Raw genomic sequence first — 21224 nt, 5'->3', positions numbered from 1 at the left:
TCTCGGCACGATTTACTACCAGGCGACTATTTTCTCCTCCGCCCTCTGCTGGATTTGCACCACGCCAAGGGGCCATCGCCAGAGGCCTCACTCTTCCAGGCCATCCGGAACAAAGAAGGCCGAAGGCGACACACCAAATTGACGCTTGAAAGCTGCCGCAAAAGCACTCTGGCTGTCGTATCCGTGCTGAAAAGCCACCTCCAGAACGGGACGGCCCTGTGCCAGAAATTCCAGCGAGTTCAACAAGCGGGCCTGCTGTCGCCAGCGGCCAAATGTCACTCCAGTGCTATGCAGGAAACGACGGTGAAAAGTCTTGCTGCTCATGGCGAGCTGTTGAGCCCATTCACCTGCCGTCAGGTTGATCGCGGGTTGCTGGCTCAGCGCCTGACAAACAGAGGCAATGCGCGCATCATCGGGCCATGGGAGATGAAAGGGCAGTACTTGCACAGCGCATAGTTCATCAAGAATAAAGCGCATCAGGCGTCCATCGCGACTATCACTGGAATATCCTGCCGTTACTTGGGTCGCGGCCAGAATCAGCTCGCGCAACAGAGGAGAAACGCTGATAACGCAGTTGTCCTGGGGAAGACCCGCGATGGCATCGGGGTTGACGAACAGGCTTCGCACCCGCGTGACACCACGCATACGCAACGAATGCTCAATGCCTGCATGCACCCAGACACCGTGGGTGGGGGGCGTTACCCAGCGTCCTGCCGGTGTCTCAACCACCAGCACTCCCTCTATGGCATAGACCAGCTGTGCACGTGGATGACGGTGAGGCTTGACGATATGTCCACTGGGGTAGTCTACGGAGACACCAGTGACGGGTGTCTCCAGCGAGTCATAGTCAGGCTGACAGGTATCGAGCATATCTTGTCCACAAAATGACCATTTCACGACAATGAATGACCATTTAACGCGATATCAACCAGGAAATGGAAGTTTATGCTGACTGGCACCTCGCATGGAGCCTTCAGGCATATGTCCAGCCATTCTCTGCCACTGCCATCACTATCCCTGGCCCAGCGCCGGGGACTGCCGCCAAGAGACCATTGGCCGATTTCCCCCTGTCCCCGGCCTCGAACGACCTGCACCAGCAGGTAGGGGAAATCGTCGACTTTCCTTATATCCGTTCGAGATCATCACCATGCTCCAACATCCTGAGCACAAATACCGCCCCACCCCAAACGTAGACTTGCCATCCCGTCGCTGGCCCTCGCGCACCATCACCCATGCTCCTGTATGGCTCTCCACCGACCTGAGAGATGGCAACCAGGCATTGTTCGAGCCGATGGGCGTCGAACGCAAGCTGTACCTGTTCAACGAGCTGGTGCGCCTGGGCTTCAAGGAGATAGAAGTCGGCTTTCCTGCCGCCTCTCGTACTGACCATGACATGGTTCGCCGACTCATCGATGAACAGCTCATCCCCGCGGATGTCACCCCGATGGTGATGACCCAGATGCGTGCCGACTTGATTGAGCAAACCGTTCACAGCGTCGCAGGAGCTAAACGCGTCATCGTCCATTTATACAACGCCATTGCCCCCGTATGGCGGCGTGTCGTCTTTGGGTTATCTGTCTCGGAAGTCGAACAACTGGTGGCACATCATGTAGAGCTGCTGCGCCAGGAAATCGAACATCATCCTGAAACTGAATGGATACTGCAGTACTCACCTGAAACGTTCTGCATGGCAGAGCTGGAGGTTTCACTGCGCATCTGCAACACGGCCATTCGCTGCTGGGATGCAGGACCAGGACGGCCGATCATCATCAACTTGCCCACGACAGTAGAAGTTTCCACAGCCAACGTTTTCGCCGACCAGATTGAATGGATGAGCGAACGCCTTGAACGTCGCGAGCATGTGGTGCTTTCCGTACACCCCCATAACGACCGTGGCACAGGTGTCGCATGTGCCGAGCAGGCCCTGCTGGCCGGAGCTCAACGGGTCGAAGGTTGCCTGTTCGGCAATGGCGAGCGCAGCGGCAACCTCGACCTGGTGACATTGGCCCTCAATCTGTATACCCAAGGCATCCACCCTGGGCTGGATTTCTCCGACATCACGGCAGTGGCTCGTATGGCGGAAAAGTGCACGGCCTTACCCATACATCCTCGCCACCCATATGTCGGTGACCTGGTATTCACCGCTTTCTCGGGGTCGCATCAGGATGCTATAGCAAAAGGCCTGGCTGCCCAGGATGACAAAAGTGTCTGGGAAGTCCCCTATTTGCCCATTGACCCTCATGATCTGGGACGCACCTACGATGGTATCGTGCGGGTCAACAGCCAATCGGGGAAAGGCGGTATTGCCTTCCTGCTGCAGCGTGATCATGGCATGAAGATACCCAGGCGCATGCAGATCGAGTTCAGTGCCATCGTTCAGGAACAGGCCGACTCCAGTGAAACAGAACTGAGTAGCCAGGGTATTTGGGAGTTGTTCGATAACACCTACCTGGCACCAGCACGTATGGGGGGGTCACTGGCCTACATTGGTCATCGCCTGCATGATACCGGCGAGGGGCATGGTATCGACATCGACATTGAGCTTGCCGACGGCACTCGCCAGCGATTGTCCGGAACAGGCAATGGACCCATTGATGCAACAGTCGCGGCGCTGGGAATGCCATTGCGTATCGACAGCTATGAAGAGCGTAGCCTGGAAAGTGGTGCCGACGCTTCCGCTCTGGCTATCGTGGAAGGCAGCTGGCCGGGCATGCCAGGGGTGCATTTCGGCGCCGGCCATCACTCGAACATCACCATTGCTTCGATACAGGCAGTCCTCAGTATCGCAGCACGCTTTGTTCAGGCTTCAGGCAACCAGCCCGTCATCTCATCTTCCTCCATCATTTCATCGCAGCAGCATACTGCCTGAGGCCACTGTTCCTCAGTGTGGTGAGGCGACCAGCCCCACCACACTGACCAGAACCAGCACGGCACCGAGTACACGGAAGAACACTTCCGAGCGTGCCCCCACCAGGTAGCGATGCACACGCTCGCCAAGCATGTGACCAACCCAGGCACAGGGTAACAACCACAGGTGATGGATCAACTGCAGGTCAACACCTGCAATGATGAATGACACCATCTTGATCACCACCAGGATGAACCACAGCACAAACAAGGTATCGCGCAGCTGATGCTTGGCGACATGGGAAGCAAATACCGCCACGATCAGTGGAGCACCGATCAAGGAAGTCCCGCTGACGTAGCCTCCCAACGCCAGCAGAACAACATCCACCACCTTGCTGTTACTTCGGAAAGGGCGATTCAGCGCATAACTGGCACCATAGATGATGACAATGGTGAAGATCACTGTCGTCATCAACGATGCGGGGAGCGTCAGCAGTCCTACTACTCCGATGATCTTGGGCACTATCATGATCGACAGTGCCTTGCCCAGGTATCGCCAGTCGATGTTGCCATCGCGAGCGGCATCGCCACCGGCCAGCCTGGCCTGACGGTGACCTTGCCAGGCAATCCAGCTGGAAAATATCAACAGATGGACGGCGATGAGAGGCAGGAAAAGCAGAGGGCGATTGACCACCAGCAACAAGAAAGGCAGCGCCAGTACCGCTCCACCAAACCCCAGGCTGGAGCGGACAAAACCGCTCCAACAGAAAATCAGGCCAATGAGTGCGTACTGATACCAAAACAGATCGGACATTCTCTTCTTCCTTGTGAGTCTGCAGGACCTCGCTTGTCACCAATACCTCATGGCAGCTTCAGCAATCAGCCTGTCTCCCGTGGAACCAGCTCGACCGGAATCATCATATGGCGCGGAGGCTCCCCTGCCAGCGCCTCCACCAACAGCGCTACCGCTTCTCTGGCCAACAGGGCGATATCCTGGCGTACTGTGGTCAGTGACCCTGCCAGGGCGGGCAAGTCATCGAAGCCGGTCACTGCAACCTGGTCAGGGACGACGATGCCATGATCCTCGAGCGCCGCCACTGCCCCAAGAGCCAGCTCATCCGTTTCACATACCAGGCCATCGAAATCCAGCCCGTATCGCTTCAGGTGCCGGGCCAACTCACGATAGGCATCCAGTGCAGACTCAATGGTGAAAGGCAGACTGATGCTACGCTCAGCCAGTCCCGCATCCTGCATGACCTGCTGATATCCTGCCAGACGATGACGACAGTACGGCAATTCCAGCTCACTACCAAGAAACACCAGGCGTCGGCGCCCTTTGTCGATCAGGTAACGCGTTGCCAGCTCGATACCATATCGATCATCCGGCGCCAGGGAGAACCCTTCCCCGGCACTCCCCACACGCACCCAGGGAATGCTTTTTTCCGTAAGGATGCGGGCCCGGGTGTCATCGGGAGACTCCCCTAGAAGAATCGCTGAGCCGGCCTGCTCGGACAGGGTCTCGAACTGATCATGGGCAAAGAACATCGGCACCCGGCCATGCTGATGCAGTGCAAGAGTCAGGTGCTGGTAAAGCAAGATGTAGTAGGGGCGCAGCTCAATTTCCTGGCGTCCAAGAGAAATCCCCACCACAGCAGCCTTGCCGCTGATCAGCGCCCGTGCTGCGGCGCTTGGCCGATACTCCAGTTCACGGCTTATCTTGAGAATGCGCTCGCGCAACGCTTCACCGATCCCTGGCTTGCCGTTCAGTGCGCGGCTCACAGAAGCGATCGACACACCCGCACGACGGGCAATTTCGTGGATGGTGGAGGACTTGCGAGAGTCTCGGGTCATACTGGTGTCTCAATGGCGAAGGTCTCAATGGCGAGCCATCGCAAGAAGCCCCTGCAAAACAGGGGCTTCTCGACGCACAGGCAGGTAGACAGGCGCTTGGCCTTAGAACGGGATCTCGTCATCAAAATCATCGAAGCTGCCGGGATCCGGAGCACCGAAACCGCCCTTCTGGCCGCCTGAACTGGGCTGCTGAGGCTGCTGGGGCTGTTGTGCCGGCTGGCCGCCACCATAACCGCCACCTTGTTGGCCACTGAAACCGCCGCTCTGCTGGCCGGCGAAGTTGGACTGCTGCTGTGGGGCCGGGGCCTGCTGAGGCGCAGCTGCGCCATAAGCCGCCTGTTGGCCACCGCCAAAGCCGCCACCCTGCTGAGCTCCATAACCTCCTTGCTGGCCACCGCCGAATCCACCAGCCTGTTGGCCACCATCACCACGCCCATCGAGCATCTGCATGTCGTTGGCAACGATCTCGGTGGAGTAACGATCCTGGCCATTCTGGTCCTGCCACTTGCGAGTCTGCAGGCGGCCTTCGATATACAGTTTGGCGCCCTTCTTGACGTATTGCTGGGCGATTTCAGCCAGCTTGTTGAACAGCACCACACGGTGCCACTCGGTCCGCTCCTGACGCTGCCCGCTCTGGCGATCCATCCAGTTATCGGTCGTCGCCAGGTTGAGGTTGGCCACCGCGGTACCGGACGGAGTGAAACGGACCTCAGGATCCTGACCGAGGTTACCGATGAGGATGACCTTGTTGATGCCACGGGCCATGGTTGACTCCTTTACTTGGGCTATGCAAACCAGGGCTATGCGAGCCCTTAAAAATTCAATGCGAAAATTCAATGCGAAAGTTGATCCCGATACTATACGCGAGATCCCGATATCACGCCGCAGTCATCAGCGTATCAGCATTGGCTGTAAGACAAGAGCAACATGACATGCAGGACATTCATGCACTATCGAATCAACCTGAGTCAGGCTGCATGACCTTCCTGGTTCCCGGTCAAGCGTGCTAAAGCTTCATGATCAAGCCTGGCACGGTCCACCTTGAGATAAACCGTGTGCTCTTCTGGCACGACCATCACATCTTCAACACCAGCCACTGCCGCAAAGCGCTCCATCAAACTATCAAGAGTATCACCTTGCTGCTCTGGCCCCAGCGCCACCACTTCACTGGAAAGATGTCTTGGTGGTGTCATGCCGAGCATCAGCAGGAACCAGCCTAACCCGAATACGGCTGCACCAATGAATACTGCTGTCAGTCCATATTGCTGGGATAACCAGCCACCCATTACGCCGCCTAAAAAGGCTCCCATGAACTGGCTGGTGGAATAGATGCCCATAGCGGTGCCCTTGGCCCCGGCAGGTGCCATCTTGCTGATCAATGACGGCAGCGTCGCCTCCAGCAGGTTGAAAGCCGTGAAAAAGGCAAACAACCAGGCCATGAGAGCCACCAGCCCAGAGCTGGCCAGCCCCAGCCCTATCAGGCTAAGAGTAATGACGGCAATGGCTCCCAGACACATCAGTTTCATCTTGCGCCGCTTCTCGGCAACAATTACCAGCGGCACCATGGCAATGAAAGACAGCCCCATCACACCGAGATAGACCAGGCCATGATGTGCCTCATCAATGCCAACATTGATCAATCGAAAAGGGACTGCGGTGAAGATTGCCATCAGGATCAGGTGCAGTCCAAAAATGGAAGCATCCAGGCGCCATAGGTCAAATCGTCCGAGAATGCTTTTGAGCTGGCTGCGATCCATACCGACATCCTGGTGGCCACGGCGCTGTGGAGCCCGAGGCACCAGCTTCCAGAGAACCAACAGACCAAGTGCCGCAAGCCCTGCCGTCAACCAGAACACTCCGGAAAGACCAAAGTGGGTACTGACAAATGGACCAAGTACCATGGCTACACCAAAGGCAACGCCGATGGATAGACCGATGGTAGCCATGGCGGCAGTTCGTACCTGCTCCCGGGTCTGATCGGCCAGCAACGCCATGATGGCAGCAGCCACAGCACCACTTCCTTGGAGGCTGCGTCCTAGAATCAGTGCTGCAATGGAGTCGGCTTGCGCAGCCACAATGCTGCCCAGCAGAAACAGCAGCAGACCGCCGGCAATGATCGGCTTGCGCCCGATGCGGTCGGACAGCAATCCGAAAGGAATTTGCAATACGGCCTGGGTCAGACCATAGATACCTAGTGCCAGCCCCACCAGCAGCGGGGTCGCACCAGCATAGTGATCTGCATTGAGTGCCAGTACGGGTAACACCATAAACAAGCCGAGCATGCGCGTGGCGTAAAGGCCGGCCAAGCCGACAATGGCCCGCCGCTCGGTGGCTAGAAGCAGTGCCTTGGACATAAAAAACCTGGTGTTTGAAAAGAGGACATGAAGCCCGGAGACGAAGCGCGCATTCTACCGTTTTCGTACCCAGCCGTGAAATGCCGAGTCACCTTGAATCAGGCGTCCTTTACTTTGCCGCAGCACCGCTTGACCCCCTATAATTGATCTTTTTCCCGCGGCCGCGAGGTAGCAATGGACAAGATTCTGGTCAGGGGTGCGCGCACCCATAACCTCAAGCAGATCGACGTCGAGCTCCCTCGGGACAAGCTGATTGTCGTCACAGGTCTGTCTGGCTCCGGCAAGTCTTCCCTGGCCTTCGATACGCTCTATGCAGAGGGCCAACGGCGTTACGTGGAATCGCTCTCCACCTATGCACGCCAGTTCCTGTCGATGATGGAAAAGCCCGATGTGGATCATATCGAGGGCTTGTCGCCTGCTATCTCCATCGAACAGAAATCCACATCCCACAACCCACGCTCCACGGTCGGCACCATCACCGAAATCTACGACTACCTGCGGCTGCTGTTCGCCCGTGCCGGTACGCCACGATGCCCGGACCATGGTGAAGACCTCGAAGCCCAGACCGTGTCACAGATGGTCGATCAGGTCATGGCACTGCCCGAAGGCAGCAGGTTGATGCTACTGGCCCCTGTCGTCAGTGGGCGCAAGGGTGAGCACCTGCAATTGATGGCCGAACTGCGTGCCCAGGGTTTCGTACGCGCCATGATCGATGGCCAGGTGCTGGAACTGGATGACGTCAAACCGTTGGACAAGAACCGCAAGCACGACATCAGCGTCGTCGTGGATCGTATCAAGGTCCGTGATGGCCTGGCCCAGCGCCTGGCAGAATCCTTCGAGACGGCTCTCGGCCTTGCGGATGGCACCGCTACCATTCACTTCATGGATGGTGAGCACGACGACGTCGCTTTTTCAGCGCGTTTCGCTTGCCCGGTATGTGGCTACTCGATTGCCGAGCTCGAGCCTCGCATGTTCTCGTTCAACAACCCGGCAGGAGCCTGCTCCACATGTGACGGGCTGGGCGTGGAGCAGTTCTTCGATCCCGACAAGCTGATCAGTCACCCGGAGCTCTCCGTGGCAGAAGGAGTGATCAAAGGCTGGGACCGACGCAGTGTCTATTACTTCAATCAACTGCAGGCTGTGGCCGACCACTATCGCTTCACCCTGGAGACGCCGTGGCAAGAGCTTGCCCGTCATGAACAGGAAATCATTCTCCACGGTAGCGGCAAAGATGAAGTTTCGTTCACCTATGTCAACGACCGCGGCAAGAAGGTGACCCGCGAGCATCCCTTCGAAGGCGTGCTGCCCAACCTTCGTCGTCGCTATCGCGAAACAGAATCCAGCACGGTTCGCGAAGAGCTGGCTCGCTATATCGCCGTGCAGCCCTGCAAGACCTGTGAAGGTTCCCGCTTGCGTAAGGAATCCCGCCACGTCTATGTGGATGACACCACACTCCCGGACGTAGTGCGCCTGCCTATCGGCGACGCTCAACATTACTTCGGCAATCTGGTATTACCAGGGCGGAAGGGTGAGATCGCTGTAAAGATCCTCAATGAAATTTCTGCGCGCCTGGAATTCCTGGTCAATGTGGGTCTCGATTACCTGACGCTGGAACGCAGTGCCGAAACATTGTCAGGAGGCGAAGCGCAGCGCATTCGTTTGGCCAGCCAGATCGGCGCAGGCCTGGTCGGCGTCATGTACATTCTCGATGAACCTTCCATTGGCCTGCACCAACGTGACAACGACCGCCTGCTCAAGACGCTAGAGCATCTGCGCGACCTGGGTAACACCGTGATTGTTGTCGAGCATGACGAAGACGCTATCCGCGCAGCCGACCACGTCCTGGACATTGGCCCCGGCGCAGGCGTGCATGGCGGCGAGATCGTTGCCGAGGGCACACCCGAGCAGATCATGGCCAACAAGCGTTCTCTGACGGGTCAGTACTTGTCAGGTGCCAGAGCCATTGACGTGCCGCCTTGGCGGATTCCGGGCAACCCCGAGAAGGTACTGCGCCTGGTCGGCGCCACCGGCAACAACCTGCAGAACGTCACCCTCGAACTCCCCCTGGGGCTGCTGATATGCGTGACCGGCGTCTCGGGCTCAGGCAAGTCGACGCTGATCAACACGACCCTGATGCCGATTGCCGCCCGAGAGCTGAACCGCGCCACAACCCTGACACCCTCTCCCTATACCGACATCGAGGGCCTGGATCAGCTCGACAAGGTCATCGATATCGACCAGAGCCCTATCGGCCGTACTCCACGCTCGAACCCGGCCACCTACACCGGAATATTCACGCCGATTCGCGAGCTGTTCGCCGGTACTCAGGAGGCACGCTCAAGGGGCTACAAGCCCGGTCGCTTCTCGTTCAACGTCAAGGGAGGGCGCTGCGAAGCCTGTCAGGGCGAAGGCATGATCAAAGTCGAGATGCACTTCCTGCCCGACATCTATGTTCCCTGCGATGTGTGCAAGGGCAAGCGCTATAACCGCGAGACCCTGGAGATCCAGTACAAAGGCAAGACTATCGACGAAGTGCTGGAGATGACGGTCGAGGAAGCGCTGGAATTCTTCAGCCCTGTGCCCGCCATCGCCCGCCGCCTGCAGACACTTACCGATGTGGGCCTGACCTATATTCGCCTGGGGCAAAGCGCAACTACCCTCTCCGGAGGTGAAGCCCAGCGCGTCAAGCTCGCTCGCGAACTTGCCAAGCGCGATACCGGCAAGACACTGTACATCCTCGACGAACCCACCACCGGCCTGCACTTCGAAGATATTCGCCAATTGCTTACCGTGCTGCACCGCCTGCGCGACCATGGCAACACCATCGTCGTCATCGAGCACAACCTTGATGTGATCAAGACGGCAGACTGGATCATCGATCTGGGCCCGGAAGGTGGCTCAGGTGGCGGCCAGATCATCGCCGAAGGCACTCCGGAGCAAGTCGCGGACATGGATATCTCACATACAGGACGCTTCCTCAAGCCACTGCTCGGACGCCAGACCAATCGCACAGATACCGAAGCCAGAGGCAATCGCAAGACAGGGAAAGGCGGCAAGGAAAAGGCGACCGCCTGATGGAAATGCCAGCCCCCATCAATGACGATGTTCTTGTCATTGATGGGGGCTGGAAGTCGGAAATACAGCGCTCATAACCACCTCGCGGGCCAGAAGCCGTCCTTGATGGCTCCGGGCCCTAGGTTCCCACCAGAGCCACCAACCACTGCCACAAAATCCCGCCCAAACAACCCCTTCCAAACAGCCCCCCAACACTCACCTCGAAGATCGGCATGGATTATTCCTGGGTACCTCCAGATAGGCATATCCCCTACTGTCATCGGGAACTGGCTGCCAGACAAGCATAAGCTTGAGACAGGACAACACCGGGCAAGGTCAAATCGTCAAATAATGGAGCCAGCTTTCGATAAGGGATATTTGCTCGGGCAACGACGTGAACACCGTTCATACGTAGAGACCGCCCGACCTGCTCTCACGGCTTCAATTGCCCTCAGCTCATGACAACAACGACTGAAGCCCATCAACACCATCTTAAAAATCACTCCTGACACCATAAAAGCCAAATAAATAAAACCACTGGCCATTTCAGATAGAGAAACGTTCAAAGCAACCGCATGCAATCGGACCACTTGATCAAATTTGAGAAAGTATCCACCGGGGCAGCCAAAGCTTTTAATTCTGGAGTTGATCATCAGTGAACAAGCTCACCCCCATTCTGAATTCTCTTACACTGCCAGGCGGTGCCGTTCTGAAAAATCGTCTCGTGATGGCACCGATGACAACCTGCGCCGGCTTTCATGACGGCACTGTTACCAGCGACCTGGTGGAATATTACCGATCCCGCGCAGGGTCCATTGGTACGGTCATCGTGGAATGCTGCTTCATTGACCCCAAAGGACCAGCATTTCCTGGCGCTATCGCGATTGATAGTGACAACAAGATCCCAGGCCTGAAAAGAATTGCAGACGCCATCAAATCTGAAGGATCACGAGCGATCCTTCAGATCTATCACGGTGGCCGTATGGTGGAGCCGGAGTTGATTGGAGGAAAGACACCTGTCGCGCCAAGTGCCATCGCAGCACCGCGTGAAGGTGCGACACAGCCGCAGGCGTTAACCGCTGAAGATGTTGATGTGATGATCACCAAATTTGGTGATGCCGTGAACCGTGCGATTAAAGCCGGATTCGATGGCGTTGAAATTCATGGCGCCAATACCTATCTGATTCAACAGTTTTACTCACCAAACTCCAATCAGCGTGATGACAAATGGGGCGGTAGTCGAGATAACCGCGCACGCTTCCCGCTGGAAGTATTGGAAATCACCCACAAGATGGCCGAGCGCTTTGCCCATGAGGGCTTCATCATCGGTTATCGCTTTTCTCCCGAAGAGATCGAAGTGCCGGGCATCCGCTTCGATGACACGATGTATCTGCTGGAGAAATTGGCAGCGCGTGGTCTTGATTACGTCCATTTTTCTGTCGGTCAATTATTGCGCTCTTCCATGGTCGATACTAGCGACCCAACCCCTTTGGTCACCAAGTTCTGTGAGCAGCGCTCTGAAACGCTGGCGAAAATCCCGGTGATGGGTGTGGGCGGAGTGGTTAACAAGAAGGACGCCGAGTCAGCGCTGGAGCATGGTTACGATCTGGTGGCGATCGGTAAAGCCTGTATCGCCTACCCGGATTGGGCTGACCGTATCATCAATGCCGACAAGCTGGAGCTGTACATCGACAGCACCCAGCGCGAGGCACTGCATATTCCTGAGCCACTGTGGCGCTTCTCACTGGTTGACGCGATGATTCGTGACATAAGCGATACTGGCCGCAAATACAAGGCAGGCGTATACCAGGAAAAAGTCGAAGCTGAAGCATTGAAGCTGAAAATAAATGTCACCCTGGATACCGATCGTATCACTGATATTTCACTGGTTCCTGATGACACACTCGATGTTGACTTCACCACCACCTTCGAAAGTCTTCGCACGAGAATGCTGGTGGCCAATAGCCCCCACGTCGACGCGATAAGCGGCGCAACCACTCAAAGTGAGGCGCTGAAGAAGGCAGTATCTCGTGCCATGACCACCTCAAGCAAAGAGCATGTAATTGAAGAAGGAGGTAATCCTGCGGCACCACAGGACTTCGATGTGGTAATTATCGGTAGCGGCGGAGCAGGACTGGCAGCCGCCATTCAGGCACATGATGACGGTGCTCGAGTGGTGATCATCGAAAAAATGCCAACCATTGGTGGCAATACCATCAAGGCCTCTGTGGGCATGAACGCGGCGGAAACCCGCTTCCAGAGACAGAAGGGCATTGAAGACAGCAAGGAGCTGTTTTATGAAGAAACTTTGAGAGGTGGAAAATTCAAGAACAACCCGGCTCTGTTGCGTGAGTTTGTCGAACTGGCACCGGAGGCAATCGACTGGTTGGAAAATCATGATATCGAACTGAGTGACATCACGATTACCGGCGGCATGAGTCTCGATCGCACGCATCGTCCAGCTGACCGTTCTGCAGTAGGCGGCTTTCTGATCAGCGGTTTGGTCAAGAACATCAACAGACGCAATATCGAGGTGTTGCTGGAAACCGCAGTATCGAAAATTCTGTATGAGGATGGTGTTGTAACAGGTGTAGAGGTGGTCGATGAATACAACGATGCCCGCATCCTCAACGCCAGAAGCGTGATTGTTGCGACCGGTGGGTTCAGTGCCAACCGGGAGATGGTAGTTGAATATCGTCCTGAGCTGGACGGCTTTGTCACGACCAATCATAAAGGCGCGACCGGCAGTGGCATTACCATGCTGCAGGAAATCGGTGCAGATACCGTCGACATGAGCGAAATCCAAATCCATCCGACCGTTGAGCAAACCACCTCATACCTGATCTCGGAATCCATTCGTGGCGGTGGCGCGATTTTGGTGAGTCAGTCTGGTCAGCGGTTCTTCAACGAAATGGAAACTCGGGACAAGGTATCAGCACAGATCATCGCGTTGCCTGAAAAAAGTGCGTGGATAATCTTTGATGAACAGGTTCGCCAGAACAACAAAGCCACTGATGAATATATGGCCAAAGGGCTTGTCATTAGCGCGCCGACGGTTCATGAGCTGGCGGTCAAGCTCAATATGGACCAGTCGGCACTGGCAGCAACAATGAATCGCTACAACCAGTTTGTCACCAAGCAGCAAGACGACGATTTTGGGAGGACCACCGCACTACGTCACCCGTTGAATGAAGGCCCTTTTCACGCGATTCGTATTGCGCCCGGCGTACATCACACCATGGGTGGCGTCACCATAAACACTGATACTGCAGTTCTGGACAGTCAGCAGCAGGTCATCAACGGTGCCTGGGCGGCGGGTGAAGTGGTTGGAGGCATTCACGGTGCCAACCGCATCGGCGGCAATGCGGTCGCCGACATCATCATCTTTGGCATCCTGGCGGGACGTAACGCTGCGGCGTTCGCCAAACGCTGAACCAGGAGCGGCCCTACGATAATGTGTGGGCCGCCTTTCCCGATCACGAGCAGAGGCGAACATGCCTAAAGAACAGCAAGTCTACGCTTATTCCGCTGTGCTGATGGGGTCGCCTATTCTACTCAAACTCTTCGAGCACAATGATGCGCTGGCCAGGCAGGTTTTCCGCTTGATAAAGCATCAGGAAAACCTGTTGACGGCAAATCGCTCGCCTTCTGAAGTCATGAATATCAGCCTTGCTGCCGGTGTGCGCCCTGTCAGAGTCAACCCGTCGGTTCTTGAGCTTGTTCGTATCGCAAAATCCGTCAGCTTGTTACCGGGTAGCCTCTTCAACCTGACCATCGGGCCACTGGTGAAGTGCTGGAAAATCGGTTTTCATGGCAATAGAGTGCCGTCTGAAGAGGAATTACAGTCACGACTCTCCCTTTGCAATCCACATGACGTGTTGCTGGATGACATCGCACAGACAGTGTTCCTGGCCAAAACCGGGATGGAAATTGACCTTGGCGCTATCGCCAAAGGCTATATTGCTGATTGTGTGCAGGCCTTTCTGCGTCAAAAAGGGGTCAGCAACGCACTGATCAACCTCGGAGGCAATGTACAGACACTGGGGAAACCTCCTGGCGCAACAGGCTGGTTAATTGGCCTGAGAAAACCGTTTGCTGCTTCGGATGAATTGGTTGGCATCATTGAAGTCACCAACAGATCAGTGGTGACATCCGGCATTTATGAACGCTTTCTTGAGCAGGACGGCCAGATATACCACCACATACTGGATGCAAACACCGGCTATCCGTTGGATAACGAGCTACTCAGTGTCACCATCATTTCCGAACGCTCGATTGATGGCGACATCTACACCACATTATTTTACGGAATGGGAATGAAGAAGAGCATCGATTATCTGTCAGACCTCCCTGATATCGAGGCCATCTTCATCACTCGCGATAAGCAGGTGATCTGTTCGTCACAGCACCACTTCCGTTTTACCTTGCTGGACCATGGCTTCCACCAGCGCTGATCCACCAGTAATACTCTTCCAGCTATTCCGCTGCCAACGGCAAGATAATGTATGACATGTCAGGATCACTCCGTTAAAGCGCTAAATTCGCTGTGGTGAAATCCGTTATATCTACTCGCTAGAGCCCTTGCCAAGCGCGACACCGGACCGGCAAGGCACCGTTCATTTAGCCGGCCCCGTCAGGGCTACGGAATGCAGCCCTGACCAAAGGAGCCTTATCTGACTAGCATGCAGTATTAATTTTCAGAAGATTCTTCCATGGTTTTACGCAGGAGCTCTTCAAGTTCTTTTACTTGCTGCTCCAAAGCCGCTACCCGGCCTTGATCACTGGCTTCATCTGCACGCTTCGAGATCGCCTGCATATGCTCTTCGAGCACAGCGGAATCCATACCGGCATAAGCGCTACCAGCGGCCAGGAGTGATACTGCCAGAACAGCTGGGATCATTTGGATTTTCATTGCTTTCTCCTTTAGAGAACGTCATTTATTTCGAGAGTGCGATCGAAAACCTTCCAGCTCCTTCATCCTGAGCCCTTGCATCTTGAAATATCGTGTATTGAAACATCAGTTCGAGACGAAGTTTCATGTCAGGATGAGGCTATCGGGTTTCAACCATCCTTCATTACAAACAAAGGCAATCGAGTTTTACCTGCGAAAAAACACTACGTCGATCCATGCACGGCTCTATCAGAAACACCCTCAGCCATTTAGGAATACGCCTACACATAGAGGTGCTTCAGGCGATAACCTGAACAGCTAGACCCGGCCCACCCACCATTATTTTTTTCTTCTGCGCTAGAAAGCAGCCAAATTTTCCTCAAAAAAAACCGGCTCCCTGAAGGAGCCGGTTTTGCGTCGAGCAAGAGTCATTGCACGGGGAGTGATTACTCCTCGGCAGCAGCCTCTTCCACGACGGGACGATCAACCAATTCGACGTAGGCCATGGGGGCGTTGTCGCCAGTACGGAAACCGCACTTCAACACACGGACGTAACCGCCCGGGCGATTGGCATAACGCGGACCCAGCTCGTTGAAGAGCTTGCCGACCGCTTCTTTAGAGCGAGTACGGCTGAAGGCCAGACGACGATTGGCGACGCTGTCCTGCTTGGCCAGAGTGATGAGCGGCTCGATATGACGACGCAGCTCCTTGGCCTTGGGCAGGGTTGTCTTGATCACTTCGTGCTCGATCAGTGACACGCTCATGTTCTTGAACATGGCCTGACGATGCGAGCTCGTGCGATTCAGGTGACGACCACTCTTACGATGACGCATGGTTGTGATTCCTTACCAAACTGGGACTCGAGCCGACCTTTCAGGCCGTGGCCTTGTCGTCCTTCAGGCTAGCCGGCGGCCAATTTTCAAGCCGCATGCCGAGGGACAGACCACGTGCTGCCAACACATCCTTGATTTCATTCAAGGACTTCTTGCCGAGATTCGGGGTCTTCAACAGCTCAACTTCTGTGCGCTGAATCAGATCACCGATGTAGTAAATATTCTCGGCCTTGAGGCAGTTGGCACTACGGACGGTCAACTCGAGATCGTCTACAGGGCGCAACAGGATGGGATCGATATGATCCTCTTCCTCCACCACTTCCTGTTCCTTGTCAGCTTCCAAGTCGACGAAGGCGGCCAGCTGCTCTTGCAGAATGGTCGCACTACGACGAATGGCCTCTTCCGGATCCAGGGTGCCATCGGTTTCCAGGTCAATGACCAGCTTGTCGAGGTTAGTTCGTTGCTCTACACGAGCGGCCTCGACAGCATAGGAAACGCGACGCACAGGGCTGAAGGTCGCATCCAGTTGCAGGCGACCGATGGCACGTGATTCATCTTCGGCTTCGCTGCGGACATCCGCAGGCTCATAGCCACGACCACGGGCCACCTTGAGCTGCATTTTCAGCTCGGCGCCTTCATTGATGTGTGCGATGACATGCGCAGGATTAACGATCTCGACGTCATGATCGACGGCGATATCTCCCGCAGTGACGACGGCGGGGCCCTGCTTGTTCAGCGAGAGCACCGCCTCATCGCGGCTGTGCATCTTGACCGCCACATCCTTGAGGTTCAGGAGGATTTCGATGACATCTTCCTGTACGCCTTCGATCGCACTGTACTCGTGGTCCACGCCTGCAATTTCGGCTTCCACCACGGCACAGCCTGGCATGGAAGAAAGCAGGATACGACGCAGAGCGTTGCCGAGGGTATGGCCGAAGCCACGCTCGAACGGCTCAAGCACGATCTTTGCGTGATGTGCGCTAATCTCTTCGACCTTGATGTCACGAGGACGGAGAAACTCTGTCACTGAACGCTGCATATGAACACCTTTCAGGCTGCCAAACGGATACTCGGTAATAACCACCGCCCTCCTGAAGGAGGGCGGCACGGGCTAGCCGCTTACTTCGAGTACAGCTCGACGATCAGTTGTTCGTTGATGTCGGCAGACAGGTCACCACGCTCAGGCAGCGCCTTGAAGGTGCCTTCCATCTTCTTGGCATCAATCTCGATCCAGGTCACTTCGCCACGGTTGGCAGCGATCGCCAGAGCGCTTTGGATGCGCGCCTGGTTCTTGGCCTTCTCACGGACAGACACCACGTCGCCGGGCTTGACCTGGTAGGACGCCACATTGACGGTCTTGCCATTGACGGCAATCGCCTTGTGACTGACCAGCTGACGCGCCTCGGAACGAGTTGAGCCAAAGCCCATGCGGTAGACGACGTTGTCCAGTCGGGATTCAAGCAGTTGCAGCAACAACTCACCGGTCGCACCCTTCAGACGGGCAGCTTCCTTGTAGTAGTTGCGGAACTGCTTTTCCAGCACGCCGTAGATGCGACGCACTTTTTGCTTCTCACGAAGCTGCAAGCCGTAGTCGGAAAGACGCTGACGGCGCTGGCCGTGCACACCCGGAATCTGTTCGGATTTGCACTTTTTCTCGAAGGGAGTGACACCGCTCTTGAGGAAGAGGTCGGTACCTTCACGACGAGACAGTTTGCACTTCGGTCCAATATAACGAGCCATGAATCTGTCTCCTTAAACGCGGCGTTTCTTCGGCGGACGGCAGCCATTATGGGGAATGGGCGTCGCGTCGGTGATGCTTTGCACGCGGAAACCGGCGGCGTTCAGTGCGCGCACGGCGGATTCACGGCCAGGACCGGGGCCCTTGACCAGCACGTCTACGTTTTTCACACCATACTCGGCTGCAGCAGTCGCTGCACGCTCGCTTGCCACTTGAGCCGCGAACGGGGTGCTCTTGCGAGAACCACGAAAACCCGAACCACCGGCAGTCGCCCAAGAAAGAGCGTTGCCCTGGCGGTCTGTGATCGTAATGATCGTGTTGTTAAAAGAGGCATGGATATGCGCTACCGCATCCACCACCTGCTTTTTAACCTTTTTACGGTTGCTACGCGGGTTAGCCATGTTGATGTCTGTTCCTGTCTTTACACTAAAACTAAGTCTGTACGAAAACTGTTCGGAGTTGCTATGTTCGCCGACTCATCGCACAGAACCTAGTGTGTTATTTGCGGATCGGCTTACGCGGTCCCTTACGGGTACGCGCGTTGGTCTTGGTACGCTGACCACGCAGCGGAAGACCACGACGATGACGCAGACCACGATAGCAACCCAGGTCCATGAGACGCTTGATGTTCAGCGTCACATCACGACGAAGATCGCCTTCTACGGTGTACTTGCCAACTTCACCACGCAGGGTGTCCAGCTCTTCAGAGGACAGATCCTGAATCTTGGTGGTCGGCACGATGCCGGTCGCTGCACAGATTTCTTGTGCACGAGTGCGGCCAATCCCGAAGATATAGGTCAGCGAGATCGCCGCATGCTTGTTGTCCGGGATATTGACGCCTGCAATACGGGCCATCAGCTTACTCCGAAATTTGAGCGGCTTGCTCGGTTTAATCAACTACAAAAGGCGCAATAGCATACCCCTTCCCCTCCAAAAGGGCAAGAGGCATGCCAGCACCCGGTTCATTGCAGGCCAGGGGTTAGCCCTGGCGCTGCTTGTGCCGCGGCTCGCTGCAAATGACGCGCACGGCGCCATTGCGACGAATGATCTTGCAGTTGCGGCACATTTTCTTCACGGAAGCACGAACTTTCATCGTTCTCTCTCCAAAGTTGGCTCACGACACGAGCCGAACTAACGGCTCGCGACGTGCCCAATCGGCTTGCAACGCTCTAGCCTGAATTCTTGCGGGCTCAGCGCATGATGCCGCCGCTACCGTAGCCTTTCAGGTTGGACTTCTTCATCACCGACTCATACTGGTGCGACATGAGATGCGATTGCACCTGAGCCATGAAGTCCATGATGACCACTACCACGATCAGCAACGAGGTTCCGCCAAAGAAGAACGGCACGTTCCAGGCCACGATCAGGAACTGGGGCATCAGGGAAACCGCAGTGATGTAGAGGGCACCGAACAAGGTCAGACGAGTCATGACCTTATCGACATAGCGAGCGGTCTGTTCTCCGGGACGAATCCCCGGCAGGAAGGCTCCCGACTTCTTGAGGTTGTCGGCAACATCCTTGGGATTGAAGACCAGCGCTGTGTAAAAGAAGCAGAAGAATACCACCGCCGCCGCGAAAAGCAAGATGTACAGAGGCTGTCCCGGAGCCAGAGCCTGGGAAGCACGCTGCAGCCACTCCATACCTTCACCGGCACCAACCCATTGACCGAGTGATGCGGGGAAAAGCAGGATGCTGGAAGCAAAGATGGCCGGAATGACACCCGCCATGTTCACCTTGAGTGGCAGATAACTACTCTGCCCAGCATACATCTTGTTGCCCACCTGGCGACGTGGGTAGTTGACCGTGATGCGACGCTGACCGCGTTCGATAAACACGACAAACGCCACAGTGGCAATTCCCAGCAGGGATAGTGCCAACAGCGGCAACACATTCCACGCACCTTCATTGCGGGCCAGTTCAAAAGCCTGGGCCACGGCGCTTGGCAGACCGGCGACGATACCGGCAAAAATCAGCAACGAAATGCCGTTGCCAATTCCCTTCTCGGTGATCTGCTCACCCAGCCACATCAGGAACACCGCCCCACACACAAAGGTAATGATGGCGGTGAAATAGAAACTGAAGTCGGCTGCGTAAGCGATGCCTTGGCTCCCCAGACCCACGGACATTCCCGCGGCCTGGACGAGGGCCAGCACCACCGTGCCGTAGCGCGTGTACTGGCTGATCTTGCGGCGACCGCTCTCGCCTTCTTTCTTCAACTGCTCGAGGCGAGGCACGACGGCGGTCAACAGCTGCATGACAATCGACGCGGAGATATAGGGCATGATGCCCAACGCGAAGATACTCATGCGCTCCAGGGCACCACCCGAGAACATGTTGAACATGCCCAGGATGGTACCCTGCTGCTCCCTGAACAAGGCAGCAAGCTGGTCAGGATTGATACCGGGAACGGGGATGTGGGCACCGATACGGTAAACCACAATGGCGAGGAGCACGAAGCGCAGACGCGCCCACAGTTCACTCAGACCGCTGCCCATCGCCGGCATATTTCCTGACTTGGCCATTTAGTCCTCTACCTTGCCACCAGCGGCCTCAATCGCAGCGCGAGCACCTTTGGTGACACGCAGACCGCGAACGGTAACCGCCTTGTTCAGTTCGCCGGAAAGGATGACCTTGGCGTACTTGGTCGCATCCTTCAGCACGTTGGCTGCCTTGAGGGTTTCCAGGGTGACTTCGTCACCAGCAACCTTGGCCAGTTCGGCCAGGCGTACTTCTTCGGAAACCAGAGACTTGGCAGAGGTGAAGCCAAACTTCGGCAGACGGCGCTGCAGAGGCATCTGACCGCCCTCGAAGCCCGGCTTGACGCTGCCGCCGCTACGCGACTTCTGGCCCTTGTGGCCACGGCCACCGGTCTTGCCCAGACCGGAGCCAATGCCACGACCGACGCGCTTTTCAGCGTGCTTGGAGCCCGGTGCCGGGCTCAGGCTGTTAAGTTTCATGGATTACTCTCCCTCAACTCGCACAAGGTAGTTGACCTTGTGGATCATGCCGCGAACGGCAGGGGTGTCTTCCAGCTCAACCGTGTGACCGATGCGGCGCAGGCCCAGGCCACGCATGGTGGCCTTGTGCTTTTCCAGAACGCCGATGGTGCTACGGATCTGGGTAACCTTGATCGTTGCTGCCATGGTGTCTTACCCCGTGATCGCTTCAACAGAGAGACCGCGCTTGGCGGCTACATCTTCAGGGGACTGCATGGAAGTCAGACCCTTGACAGTAGCACGCACCACGTTCACCGGGTTGGTGGAACCGTAGCACTTGGCCAGGACGTTATGGACACCAGCCAGTTCCAGCACGGAACGCATGGCGCCGCCTGCGATGATACCGGTACCGTCAGAAGCCGGCTTCATGAACACCTTGGAGGCGCCATGGCGAGCCTTGACCGGGTACTGCAGAGTACCATTGACCAGGTTGACCTTGACCATGTTGCGACGAGCCTGGTCCATGGCCTTCTGGATAGCGACCGGCACTTCACGTGCCTTGCCGCGACCGAAGCCGACCCTGCCGTTACCATCACCAACGACGGTCAGAGCGGTGAAACCGAAAATACGGCCACCCTTGACCACCTTGGCGACACGGTTGACCTGCACGAGCTTTTCCTGCAGATCGCCGTTTTGCTGTTCGTTCTTCGCCATCGTAAA

Annotated in this window: 20 protein-coding genes; 4 read left to right on the top strand and 16 right to left on the bottom strand. The window is 56.2% G+C overall.

Going from position 1 to position 21224, the window contains the following annotated elements; all coding sequences use genetic code 11:
* Positions 1-87: 87 nt before the first annotated feature.
* Positions 88-870: an AraC family transcriptional regulator gene (locus E4T21_RS02070; RefSeq protein ID WP_149283069.1), complete on the bottom strand. Its 783-nt coding sequence runs from the start codon at positions 868-870 to the stop codon at positions 88-90.
* Between the two features lie 277 nt (positions 871-1147).
* Here E4T21_RS02070 and E4T21_RS02065 point away from each other — a divergent pair, with 277 nt between their 5' ends.
* Positions 1148-2869 (top strand): 2-isopropylmalate synthase, encoded by a 1722-nt coding sequence (locus tag E4T21_RS02065; RefSeq protein ID WP_149283067.1) that lies wholly within the window; start codon positions 1148-1150, stop codon positions 2867-2869.
* A 12-nt stretch (positions 2870-2881) separates the two neighbouring features.
* Here E4T21_RS02065 and E4T21_RS02060 read toward each other — a convergent pair whose 3' ends face one another.
* From E4T21_RS02060 to E4T21_RS02045, 4 genes are all read right to left on the bottom strand, one after another.
* Positions 2882-3661 (bottom strand): sulfite exporter TauE/SafE family protein, encoded by a 780-nt coding sequence (locus E4T21_RS02060; RefSeq protein ID WP_149283065.1) that lies wholly within the window; start codon positions 3659-3661, stop codon positions 2882-2884.
* Between the two features lie 65 nt (positions 3662-3726).
* Positions 3727-4698 carry a LacI family DNA-binding transcriptional regulator gene (locus E4T21_RS02055; protein ID WP_149283063.1) on the bottom strand — a complete coding sequence of 324 codons (972 nt, stop codon included), beginning with the start codon at positions 4696-4698 and terminating at the stop codon, positions 3727-3729.
* Between the two features lie 102 nt (positions 4699-4800).
* Positions 4801-5463 (bottom strand): single-stranded DNA-binding protein, encoded by a 663-nt coding sequence (gene ssb / locus E4T21_RS02050; RefSeq protein ID WP_149283061.1) that lies wholly within the window; start codon positions 5461-5463, stop codon positions 4801-4803.
* A 203-nt stretch (positions 5464-5666) separates the two neighbouring features.
* Positions 5667-7052: an MFS transporter gene (locus tag E4T21_RS02045; RefSeq protein ID WP_149283059.1), complete on the bottom strand. Its 1386-nt coding sequence runs from the start codon at positions 7050-7052 to the stop codon at positions 5667-5669.
* A 174-nt stretch (positions 7053-7226) separates the two neighbouring features.
* Here E4T21_RS02045 and uvrA point away from each other — a divergent pair, with 174 nt between their 5' ends.
* The 3 genes from uvrA (at position 7227) to E4T21_RS02030 (ending at position 14560) form a co-directional block, all read left to right on the top strand.
* Positions 7227-10127, top strand: a complete 2901-nt coding sequence (gene uvrA / locus E4T21_RS02040; protein WP_149283057.1) for an excinuclease ABC subunit UvrA — start codon at positions 7227-7229, stop codon at positions 10125-10127.
* Positions 10128-10761: 634 nt separating this feature from the next.
* A complete protein-coding gene (locus tag E4T21_RS02035; protein ID WP_149283055.1) occupies positions 10762-13539 on the top strand; it encodes a flavocytochrome c in 2778 nt (925 codons plus the stop codon).
* Between the two features lie 61 nt (positions 13540-13600).
* Positions 13601-14560: an FAD:protein FMN transferase gene (locus E4T21_RS02030; RefSeq protein WP_149283053.1), complete on the top strand. Its 960-nt coding sequence runs from the start codon at positions 13601-13603 to the stop codon at positions 14558-14560.
* Between the two features lie 236 nt (positions 14561-14796).
* Here E4T21_RS02030 and E4T21_RS02025 read toward each other — a convergent pair whose 3' ends face one another.
* The 11 genes from E4T21_RS02025 to rpsE all read right to left on the bottom strand — a co-directional run bounded on the left by E4T21_RS02025 (position 14797) and on the right by rpsE (position 21218).
* Positions 14797-15018 carry a hypothetical protein gene (locus E4T21_RS02025; protein ID WP_149283051.1) on the bottom strand — a complete coding sequence of 74 codons (222 nt, stop codon included), beginning with the start codon at positions 15016-15018 and terminating at the stop codon, positions 14797-14799.
* Positions 15019-15443: 425 nt separating this feature from the next.
* The gene (gene rplQ / locus E4T21_RS02020) at positions 15444-15830 is read right to left on the bottom strand and encodes a 50S ribosomal protein L17 (RefSeq protein ID WP_149283049.1); all 387 of its coding nucleotides are present in this window, start codon (positions 15828-15830) and stop codon (positions 15444-15446) included.
* A gap of 40 nt (positions 15831-15870) precedes the next feature.
* The gene (locus E4T21_RS02015; RefSeq protein ID WP_149283047.1) at positions 15871-16869 is read right to left on the bottom strand and encodes a DNA-directed RNA polymerase subunit alpha; all 999 of its coding nucleotides are present in this window, start codon (positions 16867-16869) and stop codon (positions 15871-15873) included.
* An 80-nt stretch (positions 16870-16949) separates the two neighbouring features.
* Positions 16950-17570 carry a 30S ribosomal protein S4 gene (gene rpsD / locus E4T21_RS02010; RefSeq protein ID WP_149283045.1) on the bottom strand — a complete coding sequence of 207 codons (621 nt, stop codon included), beginning with the start codon at positions 17568-17570 and terminating at the stop codon, positions 16950-16952.
* Between the two features lie 12 nt (positions 17571-17582).
* Positions 17583-17969 (bottom strand): 30S ribosomal protein S11, encoded by a 387-nt coding sequence (gene rpsK / locus E4T21_RS02005; RefSeq protein ID WP_013331014.1) that lies wholly within the window; start codon positions 17967-17969, stop codon positions 17583-17585.
* A gap of 97 nt (positions 17970-18066) precedes the next feature.
* Positions 18067-18423, bottom strand: a complete 357-nt coding sequence (gene rpsM, locus E4T21_RS02000) for a 30S ribosomal protein S13 (protein WP_149283043.1) — start codon at positions 18421-18423, stop codon at positions 18067-18069.
* Between the two features lie 124 nt (positions 18424-18547).
* Positions 18548-18661: a 50S ribosomal protein L36 gene (gene rpmJ, locus E4T21_RS01995; RefSeq protein ID WP_008959154.1), complete on the bottom strand. Its 114-nt coding sequence runs from the start codon at positions 18659-18661 to the stop codon at positions 18548-18550.
* Positions 18662-18758: 97 nt separating this feature from the next.
* Positions 18759-20090 carry a preprotein translocase subunit SecY gene (gene secY / locus E4T21_RS01990; RefSeq protein ID WP_149283041.1) on the bottom strand — a complete coding sequence of 444 codons (1332 nt, stop codon included), beginning with the start codon at positions 20088-20090 and terminating at the stop codon, positions 18759-18761.
* Positions 20091-20525 carry a 50S ribosomal protein L15 gene (rplO, locus tag E4T21_RS01985; protein ID WP_149283039.1) on the bottom strand — a complete coding sequence of 145 codons (435 nt, stop codon included), beginning with the start codon at positions 20523-20525 and terminating at the stop codon, positions 20091-20093.
* Between the two features lie 3 nt (positions 20526-20528).
* Positions 20529-20711, bottom strand: a complete 183-nt coding sequence (gene rpmD / locus E4T21_RS01980; protein ID WP_149283037.1) for a 50S ribosomal protein L30 — start codon at positions 20709-20711, stop codon at positions 20529-20531.
* 6 nt (positions 20712-20717) lie between these two features.
* A complete protein-coding gene (gene rpsE / locus E4T21_RS01975; protein WP_149283035.1) occupies positions 20718-21218 on the bottom strand; it encodes a 30S ribosomal protein S5 in 501 nt (166 codons plus the stop codon).
* Positions 21219-21224: the final 6 nt, after the last annotated feature.

Origin of the sequence: Halomonas binhaiensis, assembly GCF_008329985.2 — a bacterium.
Lineage (GTDB): Bacteria > Pseudomonadota > Gammaproteobacteria > Pseudomonadales > Halomonadaceae > Halomonas > Halomonas binhaiensis.
Note: the sequence above shows the minus strand (reverse complement) of the source record. Positions and strands in the feature narration are given on the sequence as shown.